The organism is Pseudomonas sp. S8 (assembly GCF_050473925.1).
GTDB lineage: Bacteria > Pseudomonadota > Gammaproteobacteria > Pseudomonadales > Pseudomonadaceae > Aquipseudomonas > Aquipseudomonas parakoreensis.
This window is the reverse complement of sequence record NZ_JBFDVZ010000016.1, coordinates 1,607,664-1,630,468: the sequence shown is the minus strand read 5'-3', so window position 1 is coordinate 1,630,468 and position 22,805 is coordinate 1,607,664. Positions and strand designations below refer to the sequence as shown.

The following is a 22,805-nucleotide window of genomic DNA, read 5'->3' as shown; positions in this document are numbered from 1 at the left end:
GCGGTGTGCACAAGGCTGTTGATCAACATAAAACCTTGTGGGAGCTGGCTTGCCAGCGAAAGCGGAATGTCAGGCAATGAGAGGCTGAATGTGCCGACGCCATCGCGGGCAAGCCCGCTCCCACAGGTTATCGGGTGTACATAACCCTTTTGGGAGCCAGCAGGCTGGCGATGGCGTTGTGTCAGGCACCATCAAGCGTGCGACGAACCTTGTCCAGCAGTTCGCTGATCTGGAACGGCTTGACCAGCATTTCCATGCCGCTGCCCAGGAATACCTGACGATTGATCGCGGTCTCGGCATAACCGGTCATGAACAGGATCGGCAGGCTTTCACGCCAGCCCCGCGCCACGTCCGCCAGTTCCCGGCCGCTCATGCGCGGCAGGCCGACGTCGCTCAGCAGCAGGTCGATCGTCGGGTCATTCTGCAAGCGCTCCAGCGCGGTTTCGATATCCGCCGCCTGCGTGCAGCGATAACCTGCATCCTCCAGCACTTCGGTGACGAACATGCGCACCGCCGGCATGTCCTCGACGATCAGGACATGCTCGCCGGCACCCTGCGGATCCACCTTCGGCGCCGGGATGTCGGCGCCGGTCGGGTCGTTGGTCGCCGGCAGCATGAGGGTCACTTCGGTGCCGCGCCGTGCCACGCTGCGGATGTGCGCATCGCCACCGGATTGGCGGGCAAAACCGTAAATGGTCGACAGCCCCAACCCGGTACCCTGGCCCAGCGGTTTGGTGGTGAAGAACGGGTCGAACACCTTGTCGATCACACTGTGCTCGATACCGGTGCCGTCATCGCGCACCGACAGCGCGACATACGCACCATCGGCCAGATTCGGGTCGCCATGGGAATACGCCGCATAGGTGTTGACCCAGATATTGCCGCCTCGGGGCAGCGCATCCCGGGCGTTGATGACCAGATTCAGCACCGCGCTTTCCAGTTGCACCGGATCGACCAGGGCAATCGCCGGTTTGTTGGTCAGCTCCAGTTTGAGCGTGATGCGTTCACCGATGGTGCGCATCAGCAACTCTTCCAGCGAGCGCACTTGCTCATTGATGTCTACCGGTCGGGTATCCAATGGCTGTTGGCGAGCGAAGGCCAGCAGGCGATGAGTGAGTGACGCGGCGCTCATCGCTGAATTCAGTGCGGCTTCGGCGTAGAACTGCACCTTGTCCGGACGCGCATCGGCCACGCGTTTCTGGATCAGTTCCAGGCTGGTGATGATCCCGGTCAGCAGATTGTTGAAGTCGTGGGCAATGCCTCCGGTGAGCTTGCCCAGCGCGTCCATTTTCTGCACTTGCAGCAGCTGCGATTCGGCACGCACGCGCTCGGCGACTTCCTTGGCCAGTTGTGTGGTGGTGTCGTCCAGCTGTGCCAGGTGCGAGCGTTCGCGGTGGCGATGCTCGGTGACGTCTTCGACGAATACCAGGCTGAGCTGCGGCGTGCGGTACGGCGAAATCTGCCACTCGGTTTCGCGAATCTCGCCCTGTACGCGCATGTTCAACGTGCCTTTCCAGCGCTCGCCATCGACCAGTCGCAGGCGCAACTCGTTGAGGATCGCGCCCTGGTCATCGTCGAAGCATTCGCTGAGGGTGTGCGGGTTGCGGTTGTCCTGAATCATTTGCGTGAAGGCGTGGTTGCATTCATGCACTTTCAGGTTGGCGTCGAGCACGGCAATCGGCGCCGAGACATTGACGAAAATCTCGCGAAACCGGGCCTCGCTCTCGCGCAGCGCGTTTTCGGTATCACGCACTCGCAGCAAAGTGCGCAGGGTCGCCAACAGCACGTCCGGGTCCACCGGGTGAATCAGGTAGGCATCGGCCCCGGCGTCCAGCCCGGTGATGATGTCGCCGGTCTGGATCGACGCCGCAGACACGTGGATCACCGGCAGCAGCGCGGTGTGTGCATCGGCCCGCAGGATGCGCACGATATCGAAACCGCTCATGTCCGGCAGATTGACGTCGAGGATCAGGGCATCGAGCGCTTCGCTGGCGATCAGCGTCAGGCCCTCGCTGCCGGTACCGGCCTCCAGCACCTCATAGCCATGCCGCTCCAGACGCCGGCGCAAGGCGTAGCGAGTGGCGACGTTGTCGTCGACGATCAACAGACGGATGTCACGTTTCATCGACATTCTCCAGGGCGAGCGCCAGTGGAATGATCACGAAAAAGGTCGAGCCGACACCCGGTGTGCTGTCCATCCCGACCTCGCCGCCGAGCAGGGCGGCGAAGCGCTTGCACAGCGACAAGCCGAGACCGGTGCCGCGCAGGCGTTTCTGCAATGGCGAGTCGACCTGAGAAAAGTCCTCGAACAATGCACCATGCAGCTCCGGCGCGATACCGATGCCGGTGTCGCTGACGGCAAAACGTACTCTGTCCGCACCTTCCAGGCGCGCCGAGACCCGGACTTCGCCACGGGTGGTGAATTTCAGCGAGTTGGAAATGAAATTGCGCAAGATCTGCGCGAGTTTCTTGTCGTCGGTGTACAGGCGCGGCAATCCGACCGGCTCTTCGAAAATCAGATCAACCGCCGACGCATCGACGATCGGCCGGAACATGCCACGCAACGCGCTGAACAGATCGAACATGTCGAACCACGCCGGAGAAATACTGATTCGTCCGGCTTCGATTTTCGCCAGATCGAGCAGGTCATCGACCATGTCGCTCAGTTCCCGGGCGGCGCTGCTGACGAACGCCACTTGTTTGTGCTGCTCGGGGCTGAGCGGACCGTCGAGCTCGTCGGCGAGCAAACTGTTGACGCTCAGGATCGAACCCAGCGGCGTGCGGAACTCGTGGCTCATGTACGACAGGAAACGGCTTTTCAGATCCGAAGCCTGGCGCAGTTGTTCGGCCTGGGTGTCGAGCTCGGCGTAAAGCGCAAGCACGCCCTGGTTGGTTTCGTCGAGTTCGTCGCGCAGGGCGGCGGTCTCGCTTTGCAACTGGGCGATCAGCGCAGCCTGCTCCGCCGCGTTCAGGGTGGGCGACTCAGCCATGGGCGGCCTCCAGGGCAACGACCAGCACCGTTACGTCGTCGCGTCCGCGACAGAAGTCGCGGTGCAGGACGCTGGCTATCACGGCGGGATGGCGGTGCACCAGACCGGGGTAGTCTTGAAGATTCCAACGGGACTGCAGGCCGTCGCTGTACATGATCAATAGATGTCCGTTCACGTGAGCATAGTCAAAGGGCTGGGCTTTCCGGTATTGGCCGCCGACGATCCCCGGATGCGAGGCCAGCCCGCGCGACTTGTCGGCGCTGATCAGGCTGGCGCCGATGTTGCCAACGCCGGTAAAGGTCAGGCCGTCGCGGGCGGCATTGAACTGCGCGAACGCGGCAGCACCACCGCGGCTGCCGATCATGTCGCGGTGCATGTCCTCCATCAGCAGCACCGGGCTGGCGAACGGGCTCTGGGCGAACACCTGTTCGCCGGCCTTCGCCGCCCGTTCGGCGTCTTCACCGTGGCCGAGGCCGTCGATGATCAGCGCACTGACGTTGGCACCGTTGTACGCCAGGTGCCAGGCGTCGCCGCACGCCGGATCGTTGTGCAGTGAGTGCTGGCTGACGCCGTAACGCAGGTCGGGCTGACGGTCTGCGCGTGGATACAAACGCGCCAGCAGCACCGCGCCACGGGTGTCGGCATAAACGTCAAACACGTCGGTCTGGCGCGCCACGGCGCCCAGCCCGATGCCCTGGGTGCCGCCGGTGGAAAAGCCATCGGTCAGGCACGCGTCCAGGTCAAAGCCTTGAGCGCGATCGACCGCAAGCATTTCGATGCCGAAGCCGCCGGTTCGCGGTAGCAGCCGCAGATGAAACTCGCCACGGCTGGCATGCTTGAGCACATTACTGGCCAGTTCGGTGGCGACCAGCGCCACACGTCCGGCTTCGGTCGCATCGAAGCCATGTTGCTCGGCGAGCCGTTGCGCGGTGCGCCGGGCGTGGCCGATCTGGCTGCTGTCTTCGATCAGCAGCACCTGGGTCAGCGACCCAGCGATATTCATGTCCATCGGGTGATCGTTATTCGAGTGCCCTTGCCGGGCTCGGTGTCCAGTTCGAATTCATCGACCAGCCGTTTCGCGCCCGTAAGCCCCAGGCCCAGACCGCTGCCGGAGGTCCAGCCATCGGTCATCGCCAGTTTGATGTCGGGAATGCCCGGGCCTTCATCGCGGAAGGTCAGGCGCAGGCCGACACGAGCGTTTTCGTCGAGGATCTGCCAGTCCATGTCGCCGCCACCGCCATAGACCATGGTGTTGCGCGCCAGCTCTGAGACGGCCGTCACCAGTTTGGTCAGGTCGATCAGCCGCATGCCGCATTCGGTGGCCAGTTTGCGCGCCGTCTGCCGGGCGAGCACCACGTCCTGCTCGATGCTGATCGGTTGAGTACCGCTGCTGCGCACGGTCATTGTTGGCGTACTCGTTCCTGCAGCAGTTTCATTCCGCGCTCGACGTTCAGCGCGGTGCTGACGCCGGGCAGGGTCAGGCCGAGCTCGACCAGAGTAATTGCCACGGCGGGTTGCATGCCCACCAGCATGGTTTCGGCATCCATGATTTTTGACAGGCCGGAGATGGTGCCGATCATCCGCCCGATGAACGAGTCGACCATGTCCAGCGCCGAGATGTCGATCAACACACCGCGCGCCGACGTCCTGCTGATGCGCTCGGACAGGTCGTCCTGCAGGGTCAGGGCCAGTTGGTCATGCATGTCGACCTGGATGGTGACGAGCAGAAAGTCGCCCATTTGAAGAATCGGAATACGCTCCATCGGCTCAGACCGCTTTGCCGAGGCTGATGCCCAGGCGGGTGAGCGCGAGTTTCAATGCATCGGCCAGATTGGCCTTGGTGACCACGCCTTGCAGGTCCAGGCCCAGGTGCACGATGGTCTGGGCGATCTGCGGACGCACGCCGCTGATGATGCAGTCGGCGCCCATCAGGCGAATCGCGGTCACGGTTTTCAGCAGGTGTTGCGCGACCAGGGTGTCCACGGTGGGGACGCCAGTGATATCGATGATGGCGATTTCCGAACCGGTGTCGACGATGCGTTGTAGCAGGGACTCCATCACCACCTGGGTGCGTTGCGAATCCAGGGTACCGATCATCGGCAGCGCCAGCACGCCATCCCACAGCTTGACCACTGGCGTGGAGAGCTCCAGCAGTTCTTCCTGTTGACGTTTGATCACCGCTTCGCGGGACTTCTGGAAGGTACGGATGGTGTGCATGCCGAAGGCGTCGAACAGTTCGGAAATCTCCCAGAGTTGTTCGGCCAGCAGTGCCGGTTGTTCGCGATAGTGACTTTGCAGCAAGGCAAACAGCGGGCCTTTGAGCGCGAAAATGAAGCTGGCGGTCTGTTGCGAATCCTGACCGAGCAGGGCGCGGCTATGGGACAGCTTTTCGAGGAACTGGCGCGTGGCTTCCCAACCCGGCGCATTGATGTTGGTGCCGTTGTCATCCTGCAGGCCATTGATGACCAGTTGCAGGAAGTCGCTGGTCTGTTGTTGCAGGTCATGGTCCTTGAGATTGCGGGTGGCGCCGCTGGCTTCCAGGCCGTTGATCCATTCGCTCAGCAGTTGGGGTTGCTTGTTTTTCATCGCATCGAATGTGCTGTTCTGCAGTGCTGCCATGTGCCTGTTGCTCCGTAGCGTATGGGGGCCGGTTCTGTAAAAAATGACCGGTGCGAAGTCAGTGACCTTTGCCGTTCAAAATAGTTGTTCCATTGCGCAAGGATATTTTTGATCTGGCGCAAGAAAGGCCCCGGTAACTCTAGTCGGGATGGCCGCATCTGGCGGTTTTTTGCGCGCCGGGCGTGCGCAGGGCGCGGGTCGCAGAATGAAAAAAGCCGCATCGGCAGGATGCGGCTTTGTGGGGCAGGCGCGCGGATTACTTGCTTGGGTGCTTGGCCTGCAGCTCTTTGGCGGCCGTCAGGTGTTTTTCCAGCGCCGGCAACATCTTCTGCGCGAAGGCTTTCAATTCCGTGGCGCCCTTGACCTTGTCGTCGGTCACCGTGTTCGCTTCTTTCTTGAACAATTCGATGGTTTCTTCGTGGGCTTTGACCTGATTGTTGGCGTAGGCGGCGTCGAAGGACTCATCGCGCATGTCGAGGATCTTCTCCTTGGCCTGCTTGACCAGGGTGGTGCTGTCCGGCACCTCGATGTCATTGGCCTTGGCGATGCTCGCCAGTTCATCGTTGGCCTTGCCGTGGTCGGTGATCATCATGTTGGCGAAGGCCTTGATGTCGGCCGACTGGCTTTTTTCCAGGGCCAGACGGCTGGTCTCGATCTCCGCAATGCCGCCGGCTGCGGCATTGTCGACGAAGCTGTTGGAAGTGGCGGCAAAGGCACTGCCCATGCCGCTGCTCAACGCGACAGCCAGAACGAGATGACGCAGGTTGAATCCGTCCATTGGTATTTCTCCACACAGGTTTTTGTTGACGTTATGCAATGGAGGCAATGGCGCGGGCAAAGGTTTGATCGCGTTTACGACAGGGCGACGAACGGCCACCGCTGGTCTGACAGGTGGTCGACAGAACCCCTCAACCGAGGCCATTCTGATACAGGCTGACGCCATCGGTCGCGTTGGCTGCCGATCAACTGACGGAGGTGTTCCATGCCGGTGACTCATGACCTGTATCAGGATTTGAAGCTAACGAAGGAAGAGGTCCAGCAAAAACGCTCCGAGGATCCATTTCTGGATGCACTGATCAACAAGTATTCCGAGGCGGACGCCGACGTCGTCAAGGCCGAGACGGCAACCTCGGATGCGCCCAGCGATGACACATTGAAAAAACTCAAAGAAAAACGCCTGCAGGTCAAAGACAAGATCGTCGCCCAGTTGCAGGCTCGACCCTGACCGTCAGTCGCTTCACCGCTGCGCGATGGTGAAATGACTGAACGCCGCCCCCGACCGGCACCTCGAATGTACAGAGTCTTCACTTAGCGACTCTTTGCGAGGTGCCTCATGAACACACCCAGATTTCCCAGTGAAGAGCAGGGCGCTTTCGACCCGGTGCCCACGCATCCGGAACCCGATAGTCCGGCGCACACCACAAGCCATCCTGAAGAACCGGATGAGGGTCTTCCTGAAGACGAAGATCCGGACACGTTCGACCGATTCGGCAATTGACAGGCCCCAAGCGCTGGCAAGCCGGTTGTCGCAGGGGATGTGTGGTTTGGTGGAGTCGGGACATTTGCCACTTGGCAGCACAAGCGTGCCGCTCGGGCGTTTCGCGGCTACAATGCGCGCCTTGACCGTGACCGCCTGACTAAAAAAACTATGTCCTTGCCCAAGCATCACCTGGAACTGCTCAGCCCCGCCCGTGACGTGGCCATCGCCCGTGAAGCCATCCTGCACGGCGCCGACGCCGTGTACATCGGTGGCCCAAGCTTCGGCGCGCGCCACAACGCCTGCAACGAAGTGAGCGAAATCGCCGAGCTGGTGGAATTTGCCCGCCGTTATCACGCGCGCATTTTCACCACCATCAATACCATTCTGCACGACAACGAACTGGAGCCGGCCCGCAAGCTGATCCACCAGTTGTACGACGCCGGCGTCGACGCGCTGATCGTTCAGGATCTGGGCGTAATGGAGCTGGACATCCCGCCGATCGAGCTGCATGCCAGTACCCAGACCGACATCCGCACCCTGGAGCGGGCGAAGTTCCTCGATCAGGCCGGTTTCTCGCAACTGGTGCTGGCCCGTGAGCTGAACCTGAAAGAAATCCGCGCCATCGCCGATGAAACCGATGCCGCCATCGAGTTCTTCATCCACGGCGCGCTATGCGTGGCGTTCTCCGGGCAGTGCAATATTTCTCACGCGCAGACCGGGCGCAGCGCCAACCGTGGCGACTGCTCCCAGGCCTGCCGTCTGCCGTACACCCTCAAAGACGAAAAGGGTGGCGTGATCGCCTACGAAAAACACCTGCTGTCGATGAAGGACAACAACCAGAGCGCCAACATCCGCGCGCTGGTCGAGGCCGGTGTGCGCTCGTTCAAGATCGAAGGTCGTTACAAGGACATGGGCTACGTGAAGAACATCACGGCCTATTACCGCCAGCGCCTCGACGATGTGCTCGAAGACCGTCCGGATCTGGCCCGTGCTTCCAGCGGCCGCACCGCGCATTTCTTCCTGCCGGACCCGGAAAAGACCTTCCACCGTGGCAGCACCGACTACTTCGTCACCGATCGCAAGATCGACATCGGCGCGTTCGACTCGCCGACCTTCACCGGCCTGCCCGTGGGCACCGTCGAGAAAGTCGGCAAGCGTGACATGCAGGTGGTGACGCAGGAGCCGCTGTCCAACGGCGATGGCCTCAACGTGCTGGTCAAGCGTGAAGTGGTGGGTTTCCGCGCCAACATCGCCGAGCCGAAGGGCGAGTTCGAAGAAGACGGCGAGAAGCGCTACCGCTACCGCGTCGAGCCGAACGAAATGCCCGAAGGCCTGTACAAGCTGCGCCCGAACCATCCGCTGAACCGCAACCTCGACCACAACTGGCAACAGGCACTGCTGAAGACCTCCGCCGAACGCCGCGTGGCCCTGAGCTGGGTGGCGCGCCTGCGTGAAGAGCAGCTGGAACTGACTGCCACCAGTGAGGAGGGCATCAGCGCCAGCGTGACCTTGAACGGCCCGTTCGGTGTGGCCAACAAGCCGGAGCAGGCGCTGGAGCAATTGCAGGATCTGCTCGGTCAGCTCGGTACCACTCAGTACCACGCCACCGACATCAAGCTCGACGCGCCGCAGGCGTTTTTCATTCCGAACTCGCAGCTCAAGGCCTTGCGCCGTGAAGTCATCGAAGCGCTGACCGCTGCTCGCGTCGCCGCGCATCCGCGTGGCAGCCGCAAGGCCGAAACCACGCCGCCGCCGGTGTACCCGGAGTCGCACCTGTCGTTCCTGGCCAACGTCTACAACCAGAAGGCCCGCGACTTCTATCACCGTCACGGCGTGAAGCTGATCGATGCGGCCTACGAGGCGCACGAAGAGGCCGGTGAAGTGCCGGTAATGATCACCAAGCACTGCCTGCGTTTCTCGTTCAACCTGTGCCCGAAACAGGCCAAGGGCGTGACCGGCGTGCGCACCAAAGTCGCGCCGATGCAGCTGATTCACGGCGACGAAGTTCTGACCCTGAAGTTCGACTGCAAGCCGTGCGAGATGCACATCATCGGCAAGATGAAAGGCCACATCCTCAACATGCCGCAACCGGGCAGCGTGGTGGGCCACATCAGCCCGGAAGACCTGCTGAAAACCATCCCGCGCGCGCCACACTGAGTGACGGGCGGGCGTGGCGCTACGGTGTCACGCCTGCTCGGGCTCGGGCTCGCGCTCCGCGAGGTCTTCGAGCAAGTTGGCTGACGGCACGAAAAAAAAACCTCCGGTGACTGCCGTGCTGAAGTCCAGCAAACGGTCGTAGTTGCCGACGGGTTTGCCGACAAACATGTTCTCCAGCATCTGCTCGATCGGTTCCGGCGAGCGCGCGTAACCGATGAAATAAGTGCCGAACTCGCCAGCCCCCGGGCGACCGAACGGCATGTTGTCGCGCAGGATCTTCTGCTCCTGGCCGTCCTTGGTGATGGTGGTGAGGGCGCTGTGGGAGTTGCTCGGCTTGACCGCCTCACCGAGTTCGATGTCAGCCAGCTTGGTGCGGCCGATCACCTTCTCCTGAGCCTCGACGCTCAACGCATTCCAGGCCTGCATCTTGTGCAGGTACTTCTGCACCAGCACATAGCTGCCGGATTCGAACGCCGGATCTTCGTTGCCGATCAGCGTGAAGTGATCGGCCTTGCGGCCCACCGGGTTCTCGGTGCCATCAACGAAACCGATGATGCTGCGCATGTCGAAGTAGCGGAAACCCTGCACCTCATCGACGACCGTGATTGCGCCGTTGAGTGCGCTGCACAGCTGCGTGGCCAGTTCGAAACACAGGTCCATCTGCTCGGCACGGATGTGCAGCAGAATGTCCCCCGGCGTCGCCACCGCACGGCGGCCCTCGACGCCGAACTCACGAAACGGATGCAGCGAGGCAGGGCGAGGGCTGCCGAACAGGGCGTCCCAGGCGTTGGCGCTGAACCCGCAGACACACGACAAGTTACCGCTGGGCACGCGTTTGCCAACCGAACGGGTGAGGGCGGCGATGTCGCCGCACCAGCCGCGCACCTGACTGGCGGCGTCGTTCCCGGGCAGCAACGTGGCGACGATGAAAATCGCGCTGCTGGTGATGGGGTTGCAGATCGCTTGCGGCTCGGGGGTATCCATTGCTGAGGTCATCGTCGGTTCCATATGCGCGGGGCCAAGGTCGGCGCTCAGTATGAAACCAAAAACGTTTCATCGGTATCTCAGAAACGCTCCAGTCGATAGGCCTCCTGTGCCGGCAAGCCAGCGTTTGCCGAAGGGGATACCAGCTGCGCGACCATCTGAGCCGTCACCGCCGCCTGCGTCAGCCCCAGATGCTGATGACCGAAGGCGAGCAGCACCTTGCCGTCGCAAACCTGGTCGATGATCGGCAGCGAGTCCGGCAGCGACGGACGAAAGCCCATCCACGGCGTCGCGTCCTCCGCGCTCAAATCATGACGGAACAAACCTTTGCTCAAACGGTGCAACTGCCAGGCGCGCTGCATGAACGCCGGGCGCTGCAGGCCGGCGAACTCCACCGTACCGGCCAGGCGCAGACCGCCGGTCATTGGCGTCATGATGAACTTGCGCTCCAGTGACGTCACCGCAAACGGCAGGCGCCCGTGCTCGTGCGGCAACATCAGGTGATAGCCGCGCTCGGTGTCCAGCGGCACCTGCTTGCCGGTCAGCGCGGCGGTGAGCTTTGCCGAATGCGCACCACAGGCGATCAGCACCTGCCGCGCGCTGAAACGCCCCTGATCGGTAAGCAACGACACGCCATGCGCCTGCAACTGGCCACCCCGAACCTCCTGCTGGAGAAACTGCACGCCGGCCGTTTTGGCCGCACTCACCAGTTCACACACCACCTGATACGGATCGAGAAAATGCCCGGTGCGCGGGTAGAACAATCCGCCCTGAATCTGTTCGCTGAGCTGCGGCGCACTTTCTCGCACGGCGCTGGCCGACCAGAATTCCACCGGCACCTGTTGCTGACGCATGCGCGCCTGCAAGGCGTCGACGGCTTGTCGCGATTCGGCGCGCTCGAAGACCAGCAGCGAGCCGTCCTCCTTGAGCAGGTCGGGGCGGGCGATGCTGTGCAGCAAGCGCTTCCAGGCGTCGAGGGCGCTTTCGTTGAGCGCGCGCAAGCCGGCTACGGTGCGCTGAAACGGCGCCGGGCGCAGGTTCAGCAACAGACGGGTGAACCACGGCACGGCGCACGGCAGGTACTTCCAGTCCAGGCGCAGCGGCCCCATCGGGTCCATCAGCATCGCCGGCAGGCGCTTGAGGATCGACGCATCGGCAATCGGAAACACCTGCTCTGTCGCCAGATGCCCGGCGTTGCCAAACGAGGCGCCATGACCGGGCGGCTGCTTGTCGATGACCACCACCCGTTTACCCTGACGTGCCAGTTGCAGGGCGCAGGCGACACCGATGATGCCGGCGCCGATCACCGTGATATCGGCGTTGTCCGCTGTGAGGTTGTCGGGCATGTTCAGGCTTCCCTCTGGCCGTCGAGCAAGCGCCGCAAGTGCAGCGGATTTGCCTGTTGCAACGGTAGCGGCAGCAAACCGTCAGGGAAGTCCTGATAGCACACCGGGCGCAGGAAACGCAGAATCGCCGCGGTGCCAACCGAGGTGCTACGCGCGTCCGACGTGGCCGGAAACGGCCCGCCATGCACCATCGCGTCACACACCTCGACCCCGGTCGGCCAGCCGTTGACCAGCAGACGTCCAGCCTTGCGTTCCAGTGTCGGCAACAAGGCCCGGGCGTGATCCAGATCGGCGTCATCCAGGTGCAGCGTGGCGGTCAATTGGCCTTCGAGGTGTTCGCAGACCTGACGGATTTCATCGTCGTTGGCGCACTGTACGATCAGCGACGCGGCGCCGAAGATTTCATCTTGCAGGCGTGCGTCGGCGAGGAAGTCCTGCGCGTGGGTCACGAACAATTGCGCCTGACACTGGTTCGGCCCTTCAGTCGCGAGACCGCTCGCTACGTGTTGCGCCTGCGGATGTTCGGCCAACGCGGCGACTGCGCTCGAATAGGCGCGGAAGATCCCCGGCGTAAGCATGGTCTGCGCCGGGCTGCGCTGGACCCCTTCGGCGGCGGTGGCGATGAAACTGTCCAGCGCCGGCCCTTGGTGAGCGATGACCAGCCCGGGATTGGTACAGAACTGCCCGGCGCCCTGAGTCAGCGAGGCGACAAAATCCTGCGCCAACGCCTCAGGGCGAGCTGCAAGCGCTGCGGGAAACAGCAGCACCGGATTGATCGAACTCATTTCCGCGTACACCGGAATCGGCTCGGACCGTGCCTGCGCCGCTTGGCTCAGGGCGACGCCGCCACGGCGCGACCCGGTGAAACCCACGGCCTTGATGCGCCAGTCGCTGACCAGCGCGATGCCGACTTCATTGCCGGAACCGAACAGCAGGGAGAACACACCCTCGGGCAACGCGCACTTTTTCACCGCGCTCGTCAGCGCCTGGCCGACCAGTTCGCTTGTGCCGGGATGCGCGCTGTGCGCCTTGACGATCACCGGGCAACCGGCGGCCAGCGCCGAAGCGGTGTCGCCGCCCGCCACGGAGAACGCCAGCGGAAAATTACTTGCACCAAACACGGCCACCGGCCCCAGCGCAATCTGCCGCTGGCGCAAATCAGAACGGGGCAGTGGCTGGCGTTGTGGTTGTGACTGATCGACGCGAACGTCCAGCCATTCGCCGGCACGGACGGTACGGGCAAAAGTGCGCAATTGCCCGCAGGTGCGTCCGCGTTCGCCTTGAATCCGTGCGCGCGGCAGGCCGGTTTCGGCCACGGCGCGGTCAATCAGCGCATCACCGAGGGCTTCGATCTCATCGGCGATGGTTTCGAGAAATTCGGCGCGAGCACTGAGGGATGTCTCGCGATATTGATCAAACGCTTGCCACGCCAGTGTGCAGGCCTGGTCGACATGCTCGCTGCTGCCCCCGGCGTACGCGGGTTCCAGCACCGCATCGGTGGCGGGATTGATCGCACGGATCGCTTCACGGCTGCCGGCAATGGCTTGGCCGCCGATCAACATATGGCCTGTCAGAGTCATGGCGCTTCCTTGATAAAAGAGGTGAAGCCCCGATATCGCACCGGGGCAGGGACTGCGGTCAGGCGAGGTTCTGTTCGGCGGACCAGTTTTTGTACCACTGACGGAACAGCGCGTACTGGGTCTCGGCGTAACGACGCTGGGCATCGCTCAAGGCGTCGGTTTCGTTGAAGTGCAGGGCGTATCCGCGCTCGCCGTTGAGCACCATCAGATGCTTGTAATACAGCACCAGATCGCAGCCTTCATCGAACGACGACAGCACCGCCAGCGCTGCTTCCAGTTCGCGCGCCAGACGCCGGGCCTTGGCATCGCCCTTGGCCGCTTGCTTGCTCAGCGCTACCAGTTGCAGCACTTCGCGGGGCAGGGCGTTGCCGATGCCGGTGATCGCGCCGGTGGCGTTGCAGTTGACGAAACCGTGCACCACTTGGGTATCGACACCGACCATCAGGGTCACGGCATCGTCCTGCGAGGTGATGTTTTCAGCGGCGTAGCGCAAGTCGGCGCCACCGCCGAACTCCTTGAAGCCGATCAGGTTCGGGTACTCGCGGCGCAGTTCGAAGAACAGCTCGGCGCGGGTAGCGAAGCCGTAGTAAGGGCTGTTGTAGATCACCGCCGGCAGGTTCGGTGCGGCCTTGAGGATGGCGGCGAAGTGGGCTTTTTGCGCAGTCGCCGAAGCACCACGGGACAGCACGCGTGGAATCACCATCAGGCCATGGGCGCCGACTTTTGCAGCGTGGGCGGCGTGGGACACCGCTTCACGGCTGTTGACCGCGCCAGTGCCAACGATGGTTGGCACCCCGGCGGCCACCAGGCGCGCCACGCCTTCCTGACGTTCGGCTTCGGTCAGCAACGGCCAGTCGCCCATCGAGCCGCAGTAAACCACTGCGCTCATGCCGATATCGATCAGTTCGCGACCTTTGGCGACCAAGGCGTCGAAGTCCGGTTTGCGTTCGGCGGTGCACGGGGTCATCAGCGCGGGAATGCAGCCAGTGAAGATGTTATCGCTCATTGTTGTAGCTCCTCGGGAGATTCATTCAGATCGGTAAAAAAGCGGGGCAGGTCAGATGCCCCACGCGAAAGGGTCCTGCTCGTCGATCAGCAGGGTGGCGTCGGCGGTCATGTAGGCGCGACCGGTAATGAACGGGCGCACGCGTTCGCCATGCCATTCGAAGCGCCCTTCGAACTGGCTGCCGGTGATGCTCGCTTGCGTCCAGACCTGGCCTTCGGCGAGCTTGCCGTCGGCGGCGAGGCAGGCGAGTTTGGCGCTGGTGCCGGTGCCGCAGGGCGAGCGGTCGTAGGCTTTGCCCGGGCACATGACAAAGTTGCGGCTGTCGGCGTGGGCGTCGTCGGCGAACAATTCGACGTGGTCGATCAGCTCGCCGTTCTCGCCGTGGATGCCTTGGGCTTCGAGGGCCTTGAGCATCGCCCAGGTGTACTCGGTGAGGGCTTCGACGTTGCTCATCTGCAGGTCCTGGCCGTGTTCGGAAACCAGGAAAAACCAATTGCCACCCCAGGCAATATCGCCGAACACGCGGCCGTGGCCGGGCACGTCCACCGGCACCTGTTTGCGATAGCGGTACGCCGGGACGTTGCCCAGGGTTACCGCGCCGTCCTCGTGCAGGGTGGCGCTGACCGGCCCGACCGGGGTGTCGATCTGGTGCACGCCCGGTTCGATGCGGCCCAGATAATGCAGCGAGTTGACCAGGCCGATGGTGCCGTGGCCGCACATGCCGAGGTAACCGGCGTTGTTGAAGAAAATCACCCCGCAGGTGGCGTCCGGCGAGACCGGCGCGCAGTACAGCGCGCCGACCAGCACGTCGTTGCCGCGCGGTTCCAGCAGGCAGGCGCGGCGCCATTGGTCGTGGCCTTCGCGCAAGGCATCGCGCTGCTCGGCGATGCTGTTGCCGGGCAAGTCGGGGAAGCCCTTCATCACCAGGCGTGTGGGTTCGCCGCCGGTGTGGGAGTCGATGATGTGCAGTCGTTTCATGAACGCGTCCCTTCAGTGAATATCAGGCGTGCGCCGGGCGTTGGCCCGTTGCCGAATGGGTGGAGGATTCAGCGGCTTCACTTTCGTCGTCTTCGGTTTCCAGACGAATCAGGTGTGCCGGTACGCCGGTGGCCGCGCCCCAGTAGTAGATGCTCAGTGCGCAGACCGCGACGATCACGGTGTCGAACGGATGACTGAGCACGCCGATACCGCCGAAACTGCCGAGTTTGGAGAGGAGGATGGTCAGCGCGTAGAAGCCGATCAGCCACGCCGATGAGCGCACTTGCTGGCCCAGATTCAGGTGCGCGGTCGGCACCAGGCGACCACACAGCAGGTAGATCACGAACATCAGGATTTGCAGGCCGAGCAACCACGACACGGTGCCCCAACCCGACCAGTAGACGATCAGCGCGGCGATGATGAACGACACTGGCCCGAGCACATTCATGCCCTTGACCCGGAACGGACGCGGCATGCCCGGCGCGCTGCGGCGCAGGGCGGCCACCGACACCGGGGCCACGGCGTAGCTCAATACCAGCGCGGCGGAGACTACGTTGATCAGCGCTTCCCACGACGGGAACGGCAGGGTCCAGAACACCGACAGGCCAAAGGTCAGCCACAGCGCGGGGCGCGGAATGCCGGACTTCTCGTCGATGCGGGTGAAGATCTTGAAGAAGGTCCCGGTCTGCGCCCAGCCGTAGATCACCCGTGGCGTGGCGTTCATGTAGATGTTGCCGCAACCGCTGGGCGAGATCACCGCATCGGCCACCACCAGATACGCCAGCCAGCCGACGCCCAGTGCCAACGCGATGTCGCGATACGGCAGGGCCAGTTCCTTGGCGACACCGGCCCAGCCATTGGCGAGCATTTCGGTCGGGATGCCGCCGAGGAACGCGGTCTGCAGCAGCACGTAGATCGCGGTGGAGAGCAGTACCGATAGGATCAGCGCAATCGGAATCGTGCGTTGCGGATTCTTCACTTCACTGGCCACCGAAATGATCGGTGTCAGGCCCAGATACGCGAAGATCACCCCGCCGGCCGACACGGCCATTTCGATGCCGGACAGGCCGAACGGCGCAAAGCCGTGCACGTCGAAATTCGCCGGTTTGAAGAAGCTGAACAACACGCCGATCACCAGCAGCGGCACGATGAACTTGAACACGCTGACCAGATTGTTGGCCATGGCGAAGGTCTTCACGCTGCGGTAATTGAGCAGGAAAAACAGGCACAACAGCCCGAACTGTACGAACCAGCCAAGCACGGTCGGGTCGCTGGAGCCGACCTTGGTCAACTCGGGAAACCATGCTGCCGCATATTGCCGCGAGGCGACCACTTCGATCGCCACCAGACTGGAAAACGCAATCAGCGTAATGAAGCCCATCAGATAACCGAGCAGCGGGCCGTGGGAGTAAACCGGGTAACGCACCACGCCGCCGGCACGGGGCAGCGCAGCGCCCAGTTCGCAGTAGACGATGCCCAGCAGCAACACGGCGAAACCGCCGAGCAGCCAGGAAAAGATCCCCGCCGGGCCGGCGATGGCGGACACGTGACTGGCGGCGAACAACCAGCCCGAACCGAAGATTGCCCCCAGCCCGATGAACGTGAGGTCTATTAATGAAAGTTGTTTCTTGAACTTGCCTTGGCCTGTCATAGCGTCGCCTTCTTGTTGGTTGTTGGAGGGGCGTGCAGTGGCGCTACAGTGAACTTGTCAGGCGCTGCGCGATTGATGTTTTTTGCCGGTGTCGATGACGAAATCAGCACAATGGCCCACGGCAAGGCCCCGGCTCGACAGGCCGCCATCCATGGGGCAATCTGCGCGCAAGCCAATGCGCACCGTGGGGAGTGACAGTCATGACGCAGAACGCGTTTGCGATCCTGAGCCAGCAGAACCAAGCGAGCCGACCGCAATGCCTCGACGATCTGCTCGCCAGCATGGCGCTGCTGTTGCCCATGCTGGATGTGATTCCCAACGCGGCAATCTTCATCAAGGATCCGCAGGCGCGCTACGTCATGGCTAACCAGACACTGGTGCAACGCTGCGGTTTGAAAGACCTGCGACCGTTATTGGGCAAGACCAGCGCCGAGGTGTTTCCGGCGCAATTGGGCCCGGGCTACACCGAGCAGGATCGGCGCGTGCTGGAAGAGGGATTGGTGCTGGAGGATCAGCTGGAGCTGCACCTGTACGGCAGCCGCGAACCCGGCTGGTGCCTGACCCACAAACGTCCGCTGTACGATCGTGATAACCGGATCATTGGCCTGGCGGGCATTTCCGTCGACCTGCAAACCGCCAGCGAAACTCATCCGGCGTATCAGCGACTGGCGGCGGTGGATGAGTACATTCGGGCGAACTTCAATCAGCGCGTCAGCCTGAGCGAACTGACACGCATCGCCGGAATTTCAGTGGCGCAACTGGAGCGTTACTGCAAACGGGTGTTCCACCTGACGCCTCGGCAGATGATCCAGAAAGTCCGTCTTGAGCACGCGCATCGGCTGTTGCACGGCGAGTTGCCGATCACCGAGGTGGCGCTGCAGTGCGGCTATACCGACCACAGCGCGTTCACCCGGCAGTTCAAGGCCTCGACCGGATTCACCCCGCGCCAGTATCGGTTGGCGACGGCGCAGTGAGGCTTGCCTGTCAGGCCTTGACCCAGCGCTGCCGGCTCCAGGCACTCAGCGAATCCACGCCCAGCACCAGAATCAGCATCGCCAGAATCACCGTACTGGCCTGCGCTTCCTGAAACAGGCTGAGGCTGACATACAGCATCTGCCCCAAACCACCGGCCCCGACGAAGCCCAGCACGCTGGCCATGCGGATGTTGTTTTCCCAGCGATACAGGCAATAGGCGAGCAATTGCGGGGCGAGGTTGGGCAGGGTGCCGTAGCAGAAGGCAAGCACGGGATTGCCGCCCTGCAAGCGGATCGCTTCGGCCGGTTCTGGCGGGGTATTCTCCAGCGCTTCGGCGAACAGTCGACCGAGCACGCCGGTGGTGTGCAGGGCCAGCGCCAGGGTGCCGGCGTTCGGGCCGAGGCCGGCGGCGAGCACCATCAGCGCCGCCCACACCAGTTCCGGAATCGCCCGCAAACCGTTAAGCAACAGGCGCGAGGCGCTTTGCAGCGGCCAGCCGAAACGCCCGGCCGCGGGCAGCGCGAGGAGAATGCCGAACACGGCCGCGAGCAGGGTGCCAAGGGCCGACATGGCGAGGGTTTCCAGCGCGCCCTTGAGGATCGCCTGCAAGTGCGTGGCGCTCAGGTCCGGGCTGAGAAAGCGCTGCGCGTAGGCCCCCATCTGCTTGAGGCTGGTGGCGCTGCCCAGTTCGCCGAGGTCGAGTTCGAGGTAGCCGAACGAGGCGATGACTGCGACGCCGATGCCGACCACCAGCAACAGATTGATCAGGCGATTCATGTCAGCCTCCAGCGCAGCAGGCGGCTGAGTTGGTCGGCACCGAGCACCAGAATCAGGAAGGTCAGCAACATGCTCGCCACTTCACCGCTGGCGAACATGCGCAGCGACAGGTCGATCTGCTGGCCGAGGCCACCAGCGCCAACAAACCCCATCACCACCGAGGCACGAATCGCGCACTCCCAGCGATACACCGTGTACGACAGCAGCTCCGCCGCGACATTCGGCAGAATCCCGTAGGCGAATGCCGCGAGTCGTCCGCTGCCGGCCTGCATCAAGGCGTGCGCCGGGCGTTGGTCGGTGGATTCGAAAATTTCCGCGTAGACCTTGCCGAGCATGCCGCTGTAGGTGATTGCGATCGCCAGTACACCCGCCGCCGGGCCGAGGCCGACAGCGCGCACAAACAGCAGCGCCCAGACGATCTCCGGCACGCTGCGCAAGAAGATCAGCAGGCCGCGTACCGGCCAGCGCAACAAGCGCCCGAGCCGACTGGGAATGCCGCTCCGGGATGCCGCAGACAACGACAGCGCGCGGCTGGCTATCAGGCTGGCCGGCACCGCCAGCAGCAACGCCAACGCCATGCCGGCGGTGGCGATGGCCAGGGTTTGCAGGGTGGCCTTGAGCAGTAACTGGAGAAAATCGTGGTCATGCGCCGGTGGCCAGAACCCGGAGATAAAGCGGCCCATTTCGGTCTGGCTGTCGCTGTGCAGCAGCACGCCAAGGTCCAGTTCGCTGAGCTGGATGCCCGGCCATAGCAGGGCAATCGCCAGCAGGGTCAGCAGCAGTCGCGGCGCGGCGGCCGGATCGCGGGAATCAGCCGTCAGCATCGCGGGATCTGCACAATCAGCGGCGCACTGGGCGTCGTCGGGCTTTGCAATTGCTCATTGGCGTACAGCGTGTCGAGCATTTCGCGGCTGACCTGCTCGGCAGGGCTGTCAAACAGGATCTGGCCGTCGCGCAAGCCGATGATGCGCGGAAAGTGCGCCAGCGCCAGCTCCACCGCATGCAGGCTCGCCACCAGCGTGACGTTATGCGCCCGCGCGTGCTGGGAGAGGATCGACAGGGTGTGCCCGGCGAGCACCGGGTCCATCGCCGACACCGGTTCGTCCGCCAGCAGAATCTCCGGTGCCTGATACAGCACCCGCGCAATGCCCACGCGCTGCAATTGGCCGCCGGACAATTGCTGGCAGTAAGCGAAGAGTTTGTCGCCCAGATCCAGGCGGGCGAGGGCGGCACGGGCACCGGGAATATCCGTCGGATGCAGCAGATTGAGCAGGCTCTTGCCCAGACTCCACTGCCCGAGTTTGCCGGCCAGTACCGCCGTCACCACACGCTGGCGCGGCGGCAGCGGTGGGGCCTGATGCACAAGGCCAATTCGTGCGCGCAGACGTTGCCGTTGGCGGGCGGAAAGGTGCCAGGGGCGTTCACCCAGCACCTCGATTTCACCGCTGCTGGGGCGCAACGCGGTGGCGAGCAGGTTCAACAGGCTGGATTTACCGGCCCCGGACGGACCGATGATCGCCACCTGTTCACCCGCCGCAATCTGCAGATCGACTCCACGTAGTGCGTCGACCCCATTGGCGTGGTGCAGGCGGCCTTGATTGAGGCTCAGGGTCATTTCAACAGATCGGCGGCGCGAGCAGCTTCCTCGATGCCCTTGTAGTTCTCGGGCTTGGTGTCGATGAAACGGCTGGCCGCCTGCAGATCAAGAATCTTCTTCTGCTCCGGGTTGGCCGGGTCGAGGTCGAGGAAGGCTTTCTTGATCTTCGCTGCCAGCGCCGGGTCGAGGGTGCCGCGCACGGTCCAGTTGTAATCGAAGTAGGCCGGGGTCGTGGCGAACACGTGCACCTTGCTGGTATCAACTTTGCCGGCGTCCACCAGTTTCTGCCAGACGCTGGCGTTGAGCACACCGGCATCGACCTTGCCGGCCTGGACCCAGGCGACGGTGGCGTCGTGCGCACCGGAGTAGGCGACACGGCTGAAATAGGCTTCAGGCTTGATGTTGTCGTTCTTCAGCATGAAGTAACGCGGCATCAGACTGCCGGAGGTGGACGATACCGAGCCGAAGGCAAAGGTCTTGCCCTTGAGGTCGGCCAGACTTTTCACGTTCGGGTCGGCGGTGATGAATTTGCTGGTGAACTGCGCATCCTGCTCGCGCTGCACCAGCGGAATCACCGGGGTGGTGGCGTCGGTCTTCAGGCGTGCCTGAACGAAGGTGAAACCGCCCAGCCAGGCCATGTCGAGGCGATCGGTCGCCAGCGCTTCCACCACTGCCGGGTAGTCGGCCACCGGAACGAACTGCACTTTCATGCCCAGTTGCTGCTCCAGATAGGCCCCCAGCGGTTCGAATTTGCGCAGCAATTCGGTCGGGGCTTCATCGGGAATTGCACTGACCCGCAACACATCGGCGGCATGCGCCACCAAAGCAGAAAAAGACAGGGCCAGACCAGCAGTCAGTGCCAGGGTTCGTTTGAGCATGGAAATCTCCGTTTCATGAGCGTCGCATTCTAAGCGCCACCGGGCGCGGTGTCGCGCGCGGGCGCTCAATCAGGTTAGACGAAACGGCCAGGTTATACGCAGCCGCGCCGTGAAAGGCCAGCGCGCTTGTCCGGTGATGTTTTGCTCCACATTTCCTGCAGCCCACTGCCGCTGTCACCACGAAAACACCTGTAGGAGCTGTCGAGTGAAACGAGGCTGCGATCTTTACATTTCGATTGAAGATCAAAAGATCGCAGCGTGCCGCAGCTCCTACACGGGGATTCTGGCAATCACCTTGATCTCGAACTGAAACCCGGCCAGCCAGGTCACGCCGACCGCAGTGATCGTCGGATACGGCGCGCTGCCCCAGAACTCCGGCACCACTTCCCAGATGGTTTCGAAAGTCGATTGTGGATCGATCATGAACACCGTGACGTCTACCGCATCGGCGAAGCTGCAACCGGCGGCATTGAGGATCGCATTGAGGTTGTTGAACGCCAGGCGCACCTGATCCTGCAGATCCGGCTCGGGCGAACCGTCTTCACGGCTGCCGACTTGCCCGGAGACGAACAGAAAGCCATTGGAACGAATGGCCGGTGAATAGCGATGACGCTCATAAAGTGCATGGCGGGCAGGCGGGAAAACGACGTCGCGTCGGGTCATGGGTGTCTCCATCATTGTTTGGTGGTTGTTGATGGAGTGACTTTAGGGGCTTGCGCAAGGGGGATAAACGCGCAACCTTGGCGTTCACTGTTTGTATTTTCCAAACAATCAGAGGGCGCGAAGTGGACCGTTTCGATGCAATGCAGGCGTTCGCCCGGGTGGTCGAGGCAGGCAGTTTCACCAAGGCTGCCGAGACCTTGCACATGAGCAAGACCACGGTGACGCAACTGGTGCAGCAGTTGGAGGCACGGCTGCGGGTCAAGTTGCTCAACCGCACCACGCGCAAGGTCAACGTCACGGCCGATGGCGCAATCTATTACGAGCGGGTCATCAAGCTGTTGGCCGATATGGAAGACGCCGAGACCACGTTGTCCGGCGCCGGCGCATTGCCCAGTGGGCGTCTGCGAGTCGATGTGCCGAGTCCGCTGGCGCGCTTGATCCTGATGCCGGCATTGCCTGAGTTTCACGCGCGTTATCCCGATATTCAGATCGACATGGGGGTCAGTGACCGCATCGTCGACATCATCGATGAGAACGTCGATTGCGTGGTGCGCGGCGGTGAATTGCTCGATCAGTCACTGATGGCCCGGCGGGTGGCCGACCTGCAGCTCGGGGTCTTCGCCGCGCCAACTTACCTGGCCCGCGCCGGCACGCCGCAGCATCCCCGCGAGCTGGAAGACTCCCATCATCGGGTGGTTGGATTTCTCTGGGCGCGCACCGGCAAACCCGTGCCTTACGCCTTGCGCAATGGCAGCGAACACCTGCAGATCAAGGGTCGCCACGTACTCGCCGTCGATGACGGTAACGCCTACCTTGCGGCAGGGCTGGCCGGCATGGGCGTGCTGTGGTTGCCCCGGTACATGTCGCACGCGCATCAGGCTCGGGGTGAGTTGGTACCGCTGTTCGAGGACTGGCAACTCGAGCCGATGCCGCTCTATGTGGCGTACCCGCCGAACCGGCATATCAGCCAAAAGCTAAGGGTATTTATCGATTGGATCGTGGAATTGATGGCGCACCATGGCAATGGCCCGGAACTTGCTGAGCCGCGCTCCGGGACTGTCAAATAACTAACGAATAACGCCAACCATGACAGTCGCTTGCTCTGGATGCACCGCTATTCACTC

The 22,805-nt window shown here is 62.8% G+C and carries 23 protein-coding genes; 5 read left to right on the top strand and 18 right to left on the bottom strand.

Annotation, left to right across the window (positions count from 1 at the left end; all coding sequences use genetic code 11):
• Positions 1 to 181 precede the first annotated feature (181 nt).
• From AB1J88_RS08550 to AB1J88_RS08520, 7 genes are all read right to left on the bottom strand, one after another.
• The gene (locus AB1J88_RS08550; RefSeq protein WP_430290782.1) at positions 182 to 2,125 is read right to left on the bottom strand and encodes a response regulator; all 1,944 of its coding nucleotides are present in this window, start codon (positions 2,123 to 2,125) and stop codon (positions 182 to 184) included.
• Positions 2,115 to 2,990 carry a sensor histidine kinase gene (locus AB1J88_RS08545; protein ID WP_041072519.1) on the bottom strand — a complete coding sequence of 292 codons (876 nt, stop codon included), beginning with the start codon at positions 2,988 to 2,990 and terminating at the stop codon, positions 2,115 to 2,117. The genes AB1J88_RS08550 and AB1J88_RS08545 overlap by 11 nt, the downstream gene beginning before the upstream one ends.
• Positions 2,983 to 3,993: an ATP-binding protein gene (locus tag AB1J88_RS08540; RefSeq protein WP_430292677.1), complete on the bottom strand. Its 1,011-nt coding sequence runs from the start codon at positions 3,991 to 3,993 to the stop codon at positions 2,983 to 2,985. The genes AB1J88_RS08545 and AB1J88_RS08540 overlap by 8 nt, the downstream gene beginning before the upstream one ends.
• Positions 3,990 to 4,394: an anti-sigma regulatory factor gene (locus tag AB1J88_RS08535; RefSeq protein ID WP_041072521.1), complete on the bottom strand. Its 405-nt coding sequence runs from the start codon at positions 4,392 to 4,394 to the stop codon at positions 3,990 to 3,992. The genes AB1J88_RS08540 and AB1J88_RS08535 overlap by 4 nt, the downstream gene beginning before the upstream one ends.
• Positions 4,391 to 4,753, bottom strand: coding sequence for an STAS domain-containing protein (locus AB1J88_RS08530; protein WP_041072523.1), 363 nt, complete (start codon positions 4,751 to 4,753; stop codon positions 4,391 to 4,393). The genes AB1J88_RS08535 and AB1J88_RS08530 overlap by 4 nt, the downstream gene beginning before the upstream one ends.
• Positions 4,754 to 4,757: 4 nt before the next feature.
• Positions 4,758 to 5,609, bottom strand: coding sequence for an STAS domain-containing protein (locus AB1J88_RS08525; RefSeq protein ID WP_041072525.1), 852 nt, complete (start codon positions 5,607 to 5,609; stop codon positions 4,758 to 4,760).
• 256 nt (positions 5,610 to 5,865) lie between these two features.
• On the bottom strand, positions 5,866 to 6,387 hold the full coding sequence (locus AB1J88_RS08520) for a DUF4142 domain-containing protein (RefSeq protein ID WP_041072527.1): 522 nt from the start codon (positions 6,385 to 6,387) through the stop codon (positions 5,866 to 5,868).
• Between the two features lie 204 nt (positions 6,388 to 6,591).
• Here AB1J88_RS08520 and AB1J88_RS08515 point away from each other — a divergent pair, with 204 nt between their 5' ends.
• The 3 genes from AB1J88_RS08515 to AB1J88_RS08505 all read left to right on the top strand — a co-directional run bounded on the left by AB1J88_RS08515 (position 6,592) and on the right by AB1J88_RS08505 (position 9,246).
• Positions 6,592 to 6,834: a DUF465 domain-containing protein gene (locus AB1J88_RS08515; protein ID WP_430290781.1), complete on the top strand. Its 243-nt coding sequence runs from the start codon at positions 6,592 to 6,594 to the stop codon at positions 6,832 to 6,834.
• A 108-nt stretch (positions 6,835 to 6,942) separates the two neighbouring features.
• Positions 6,943 to 7,107 carry a hypothetical protein gene (locus AB1J88_RS08510; RefSeq protein WP_430290780.1) on the top strand — a complete coding sequence of 55 codons (165 nt, stop codon included), beginning with the start codon at positions 6,943 to 6,945 and terminating at the stop codon, positions 7,105 to 7,107.
• A 150-nt stretch (positions 7,108 to 7,257) separates the two neighbouring features.
• Positions 7,258 to 9,246, top strand: coding sequence for a peptidase U32 family protein (locus AB1J88_RS08505; RefSeq protein WP_086790993.1), 1,989 nt, complete (start codon positions 7,258 to 7,260; stop codon positions 9,244 to 9,246).
• A gap of 27 nt (positions 9,247 to 9,273) precedes the next feature.
• On the opposite strand, the gene AB1J88_RS08500 is transcribed toward AB1J88_RS08505, so the two are convergent.
• From AB1J88_RS08500 to AB1J88_RS08475, 6 genes are all read right to left on the bottom strand, one after another.
• Positions 9,274 to 10,242 carry a Dyp-type peroxidase gene (locus AB1J88_RS08500; protein ID WP_430290779.1) on the bottom strand — a complete coding sequence of 323 codons (969 nt, stop codon included), beginning with the start codon at positions 10,240 to 10,242 and terminating at the stop codon, positions 9,274 to 9,276.
• A gap of 68 nt (positions 10,243 to 10,310) precedes the next feature.
• Positions 10,311 to 11,576: an NAD(P)/FAD-dependent oxidoreductase gene (locus AB1J88_RS08495; RefSeq protein ID WP_430290777.1), complete on the bottom strand. Its 1,266-nt coding sequence runs from the start codon at positions 11,574 to 11,576 to the stop codon at positions 10,311 to 10,313.
• Between the two features lie 2 nt (positions 11,577 to 11,578).
• Positions 11,579 to 13,156 carry an aldehyde dehydrogenase (NADP(+)) gene (locus AB1J88_RS08490; protein ID WP_430290776.1) on the bottom strand — a complete coding sequence of 526 codons (1,578 nt, stop codon included), beginning with the start codon at positions 13,154 to 13,156 and terminating at the stop codon, positions 11,579 to 11,581.
• Between the two features lie 58 nt (positions 13,157 to 13,214).
• Positions 13,215 to 14,162, bottom strand: a complete 948-nt coding sequence (locus AB1J88_RS08485; RefSeq protein ID WP_430290775.1) for a dihydrodipicolinate synthase family protein — start codon at positions 14,160 to 14,162, stop codon at positions 13,215 to 13,217.
• 51 nt (positions 14,163 to 14,213) lie between these two features.
• A complete protein-coding gene (locus AB1J88_RS08480; protein WP_430290774.1) occupies positions 14,214 to 15,140 on the bottom strand; it encodes a 4-hydroxyproline epimerase in 927 nt (308 codons plus the stop codon).
• Between the two features lie 22 nt (positions 15,141 to 15,162).
• A complete protein-coding gene (locus tag AB1J88_RS08475) occupies positions 15,163 to 16,791 on the bottom strand; it encodes an APC family permease (RefSeq protein ID WP_430290773.1) in 1,629 nt (542 codons plus the stop codon).
• Positions 16,792 to 16,991: 200 nt separating this feature from the next.
• On the opposite strand from AB1J88_RS08475, the gene AB1J88_RS08470 reads away from it, so the two are divergent.
• Positions 16,992 to 17,765: a helix-turn-helix domain-containing protein gene (locus tag AB1J88_RS08470; protein WP_430290772.1), complete on the top strand. Its 774-nt coding sequence runs from the start codon at positions 16,992 to 16,994 to the stop codon at positions 17,763 to 17,765.
• A 10-nt stretch (positions 17,766 to 17,775) separates the two neighbouring features.
• Here AB1J88_RS08470 and phnE read toward each other — a convergent pair whose 3' ends face one another.
• The 5 genes from phnE to AB1J88_RS08445 all read right to left on the bottom strand — a co-directional run bounded on the left by phnE (position 17,776) and on the right by AB1J88_RS08445 (position 21,681).
• A complete protein-coding gene (phnE, locus tag AB1J88_RS08465) occupies positions 17,776 to 18,543 on the bottom strand; it encodes a phosphonate ABC transporter, permease protein PhnE (RefSeq protein ID WP_123588076.1) in 768 nt (255 codons plus the stop codon).
• Positions 18,540 to 19,367, bottom strand: coding sequence for a PhnE/PtxC family ABC transporter permease (locus tag AB1J88_RS08460; RefSeq protein WP_108182539.1), 828 nt, complete (start codon positions 19,365 to 19,367; stop codon positions 18,540 to 18,542). The genes phnE and AB1J88_RS08460 overlap by 4 nt, the downstream gene beginning before the upstream one ends.
• A complete protein-coding gene (locus tag AB1J88_RS08455; RefSeq protein ID WP_222014755.1) occupies positions 19,361 to 20,158 on the bottom strand; it encodes a phosphonate ABC transporter ATP-binding protein in 798 nt (265 codons plus the stop codon). Before AB1J88_RS08455 ends, AB1J88_RS08460 begins: the two co-directional genes overlap by 7 nt.
• Complete coding sequence (locus AB1J88_RS08450) at positions 20,155 to 21,018, bottom strand: putative selenate ABC transporter substrate-binding protein (protein WP_041072554.1); 864 nt, start codon at positions 21,016 to 21,018, stop codon at positions 20,155 to 20,157. Before AB1J88_RS08450 ends, AB1J88_RS08455 begins: the two co-directional genes overlap by 4 nt.
• A gap of 270 nt (positions 21,019 to 21,288) precedes the next feature.
• Entirely contained in the window at positions 21,289 to 21,681 is a 393-nt protein-coding gene (locus AB1J88_RS08445) for a RidA family protein (protein WP_430290771.1), read from the bottom strand.
• Positions 21,682 to 21,803: 122 nt separating this feature from the next.
• On the opposite strand from AB1J88_RS08445, the gene AB1J88_RS08440 reads away from it, so the two are divergent.
• Positions 21,804 to 22,748, top strand: a complete 945-nt coding sequence (locus AB1J88_RS08440; RefSeq protein ID WP_430290770.1) for a LysR substrate-binding domain-containing protein — start codon at positions 21,804 to 21,806, stop codon at positions 22,746 to 22,748.
• The last annotated feature ends 57 nt before the right edge of the window (positions 22,749 to 22,805 follow it).

What these genes read in the sequence shown, in the direction of transcription:
- AB1J88_RS08550 (WP_430290782.1), bottom strand. Translation starts at nt 2,125, where the DNA reads ATGAAACGTGACATCCGTCTGTTGATCGTCGACGACAACGTCGCCACT.
- AB1J88_RS08545 (WP_041072519.1), bottom strand. Translation starts at nt 2,990, where the DNA reads ATGGCTGAGTCGCCCACCCTGAACGCGGCGGAGCAGGCTGCGCTGATC.
- AB1J88_RS08540 (WP_430292677.1), bottom strand. Translation starts at nt 3,993, where the DNA reads ATGAATATCGCTGGGTCGCTGACCCAGGTGCTGCTGATCGAAGACAGC.
- AB1J88_RS08535 (WP_041072521.1), bottom strand. Translation starts at nt 4,394, where the DNA reads ATGACCGTGCGCAGCAGCGGTACTCAACCGATCAGCATCGAGCAGGAC.
- AB1J88_RS08530 (WP_041072523.1), bottom strand. Translation starts at nt 4,753, where the DNA reads ATGGAGCGTATTCCGATTCTTCAAATGGGCGACTTTCTGCTCGTCACC.
- AB1J88_RS08525 (WP_041072525.1), bottom strand. Translation starts at nt 5,609, where the DNA reads ATGGCAGCACTGCAGAACAGCACATTCGATGCGATGAAAAACAAGCAA.
- AB1J88_RS08520 (WP_041072527.1), bottom strand. Translation starts at nt 6,387, where the DNA reads ATGGACGGATTCAACCTGCGTCATCTCGTTCTGGCTGTCGCGTTGAGC.
- AB1J88_RS08515 (WP_430290781.1), top strand. Translation starts at nt 6,592, where the DNA reads ATGCCGGTGACTCATGACCTGTATCAGGATTTGAAGCTAACGAAGGAA.
- AB1J88_RS08510 (WP_430290780.1), top strand. Translation starts at nt 6,943, where the DNA reads ATGAACACACCCAGATTTCCCAGTGAAGAGCAGGGCGCTTTCGACCCG.
- AB1J88_RS08505 (WP_086790993.1), top strand. Translation starts at nt 7,258, where the DNA reads ATGTCCTTGCCCAAGCATCACCTGGAACTGCTCAGCCCCGCCCGTGAC.
- AB1J88_RS08500 (WP_430290779.1), bottom strand. Translation starts at nt 10,242, where the DNA reads ATGACCTCAGCAATGGATACCCCCGAGCCGCAAGCGATCTGCAACCCC.
- AB1J88_RS08495 (WP_430290777.1), bottom strand. Translation starts at nt 11,576, where the DNA reads ATGCCCGACAACCTCACAGCGGACAACGCCGATATCACGGTGATCGGC.
- AB1J88_RS08490 (WP_430290776.1), bottom strand. Translation starts at nt 13,156, where the DNA reads ATGACTCTGACAGGCCATATGTTGATCGGCGGCCAAGCCATTGCCGGC.
- AB1J88_RS08485 (WP_430290775.1), bottom strand. Translation starts at nt 14,162, where the DNA reads ATGAGCGATAACATCTTCACTGGCTGCATTCCCGCGCTGATGACCCCG.
- AB1J88_RS08480 (WP_430290774.1), bottom strand. Translation starts at nt 15,140, where the DNA reads ATGAAACGACTGCACATCATCGACTCCCACACCGGCGGCGAACCCACA.
- AB1J88_RS08475 (WP_430290773.1), bottom strand. Translation starts at nt 16,791, where the DNA reads ATGACAGGCCAAGGCAAGTTCAAGAAACAACTTTCATTAATAGACCTC.
- AB1J88_RS08470 (WP_430290772.1), top strand. Translation starts at nt 16,992, where the DNA reads ATGACGCAGAACGCGTTTGCGATCCTGAGCCAGCAGAACCAAGCGAGC.
- phnE (WP_123588076.1), bottom strand. Translation starts at nt 18,543, where the DNA reads ATGAATCGCCTGATCAATCTGTTGCTGGTGGTCGGCATCGGCGTCGCA.
- AB1J88_RS08460 (WP_108182539.1), bottom strand. Translation starts at nt 19,367, where the DNA reads ATGCTGACGGCTGATTCCCGCGATCCGGCCGCCGCGCCGCGACTGCTG.
- AB1J88_RS08455 (WP_222014755.1), bottom strand. Translation starts at nt 20,158, where the DNA reads ATGACCCTGAGCCTCAATCAAGGCCGCCTGCACCACGCCAATGGGGTC.
- AB1J88_RS08450 (WP_041072554.1), bottom strand. Translation starts at nt 21,018, where the DNA reads ATGCTCAAACGAACCCTGGCACTGACTGCTGGTCTGGCCCTGTCTTTT.
- AB1J88_RS08445 (WP_430290771.1), bottom strand. Translation starts at nt 21,681, where the DNA reads ATGACCCGACGCGACGTCGTTTTCCCGCCTGCCCGCCATGCACTTTAT.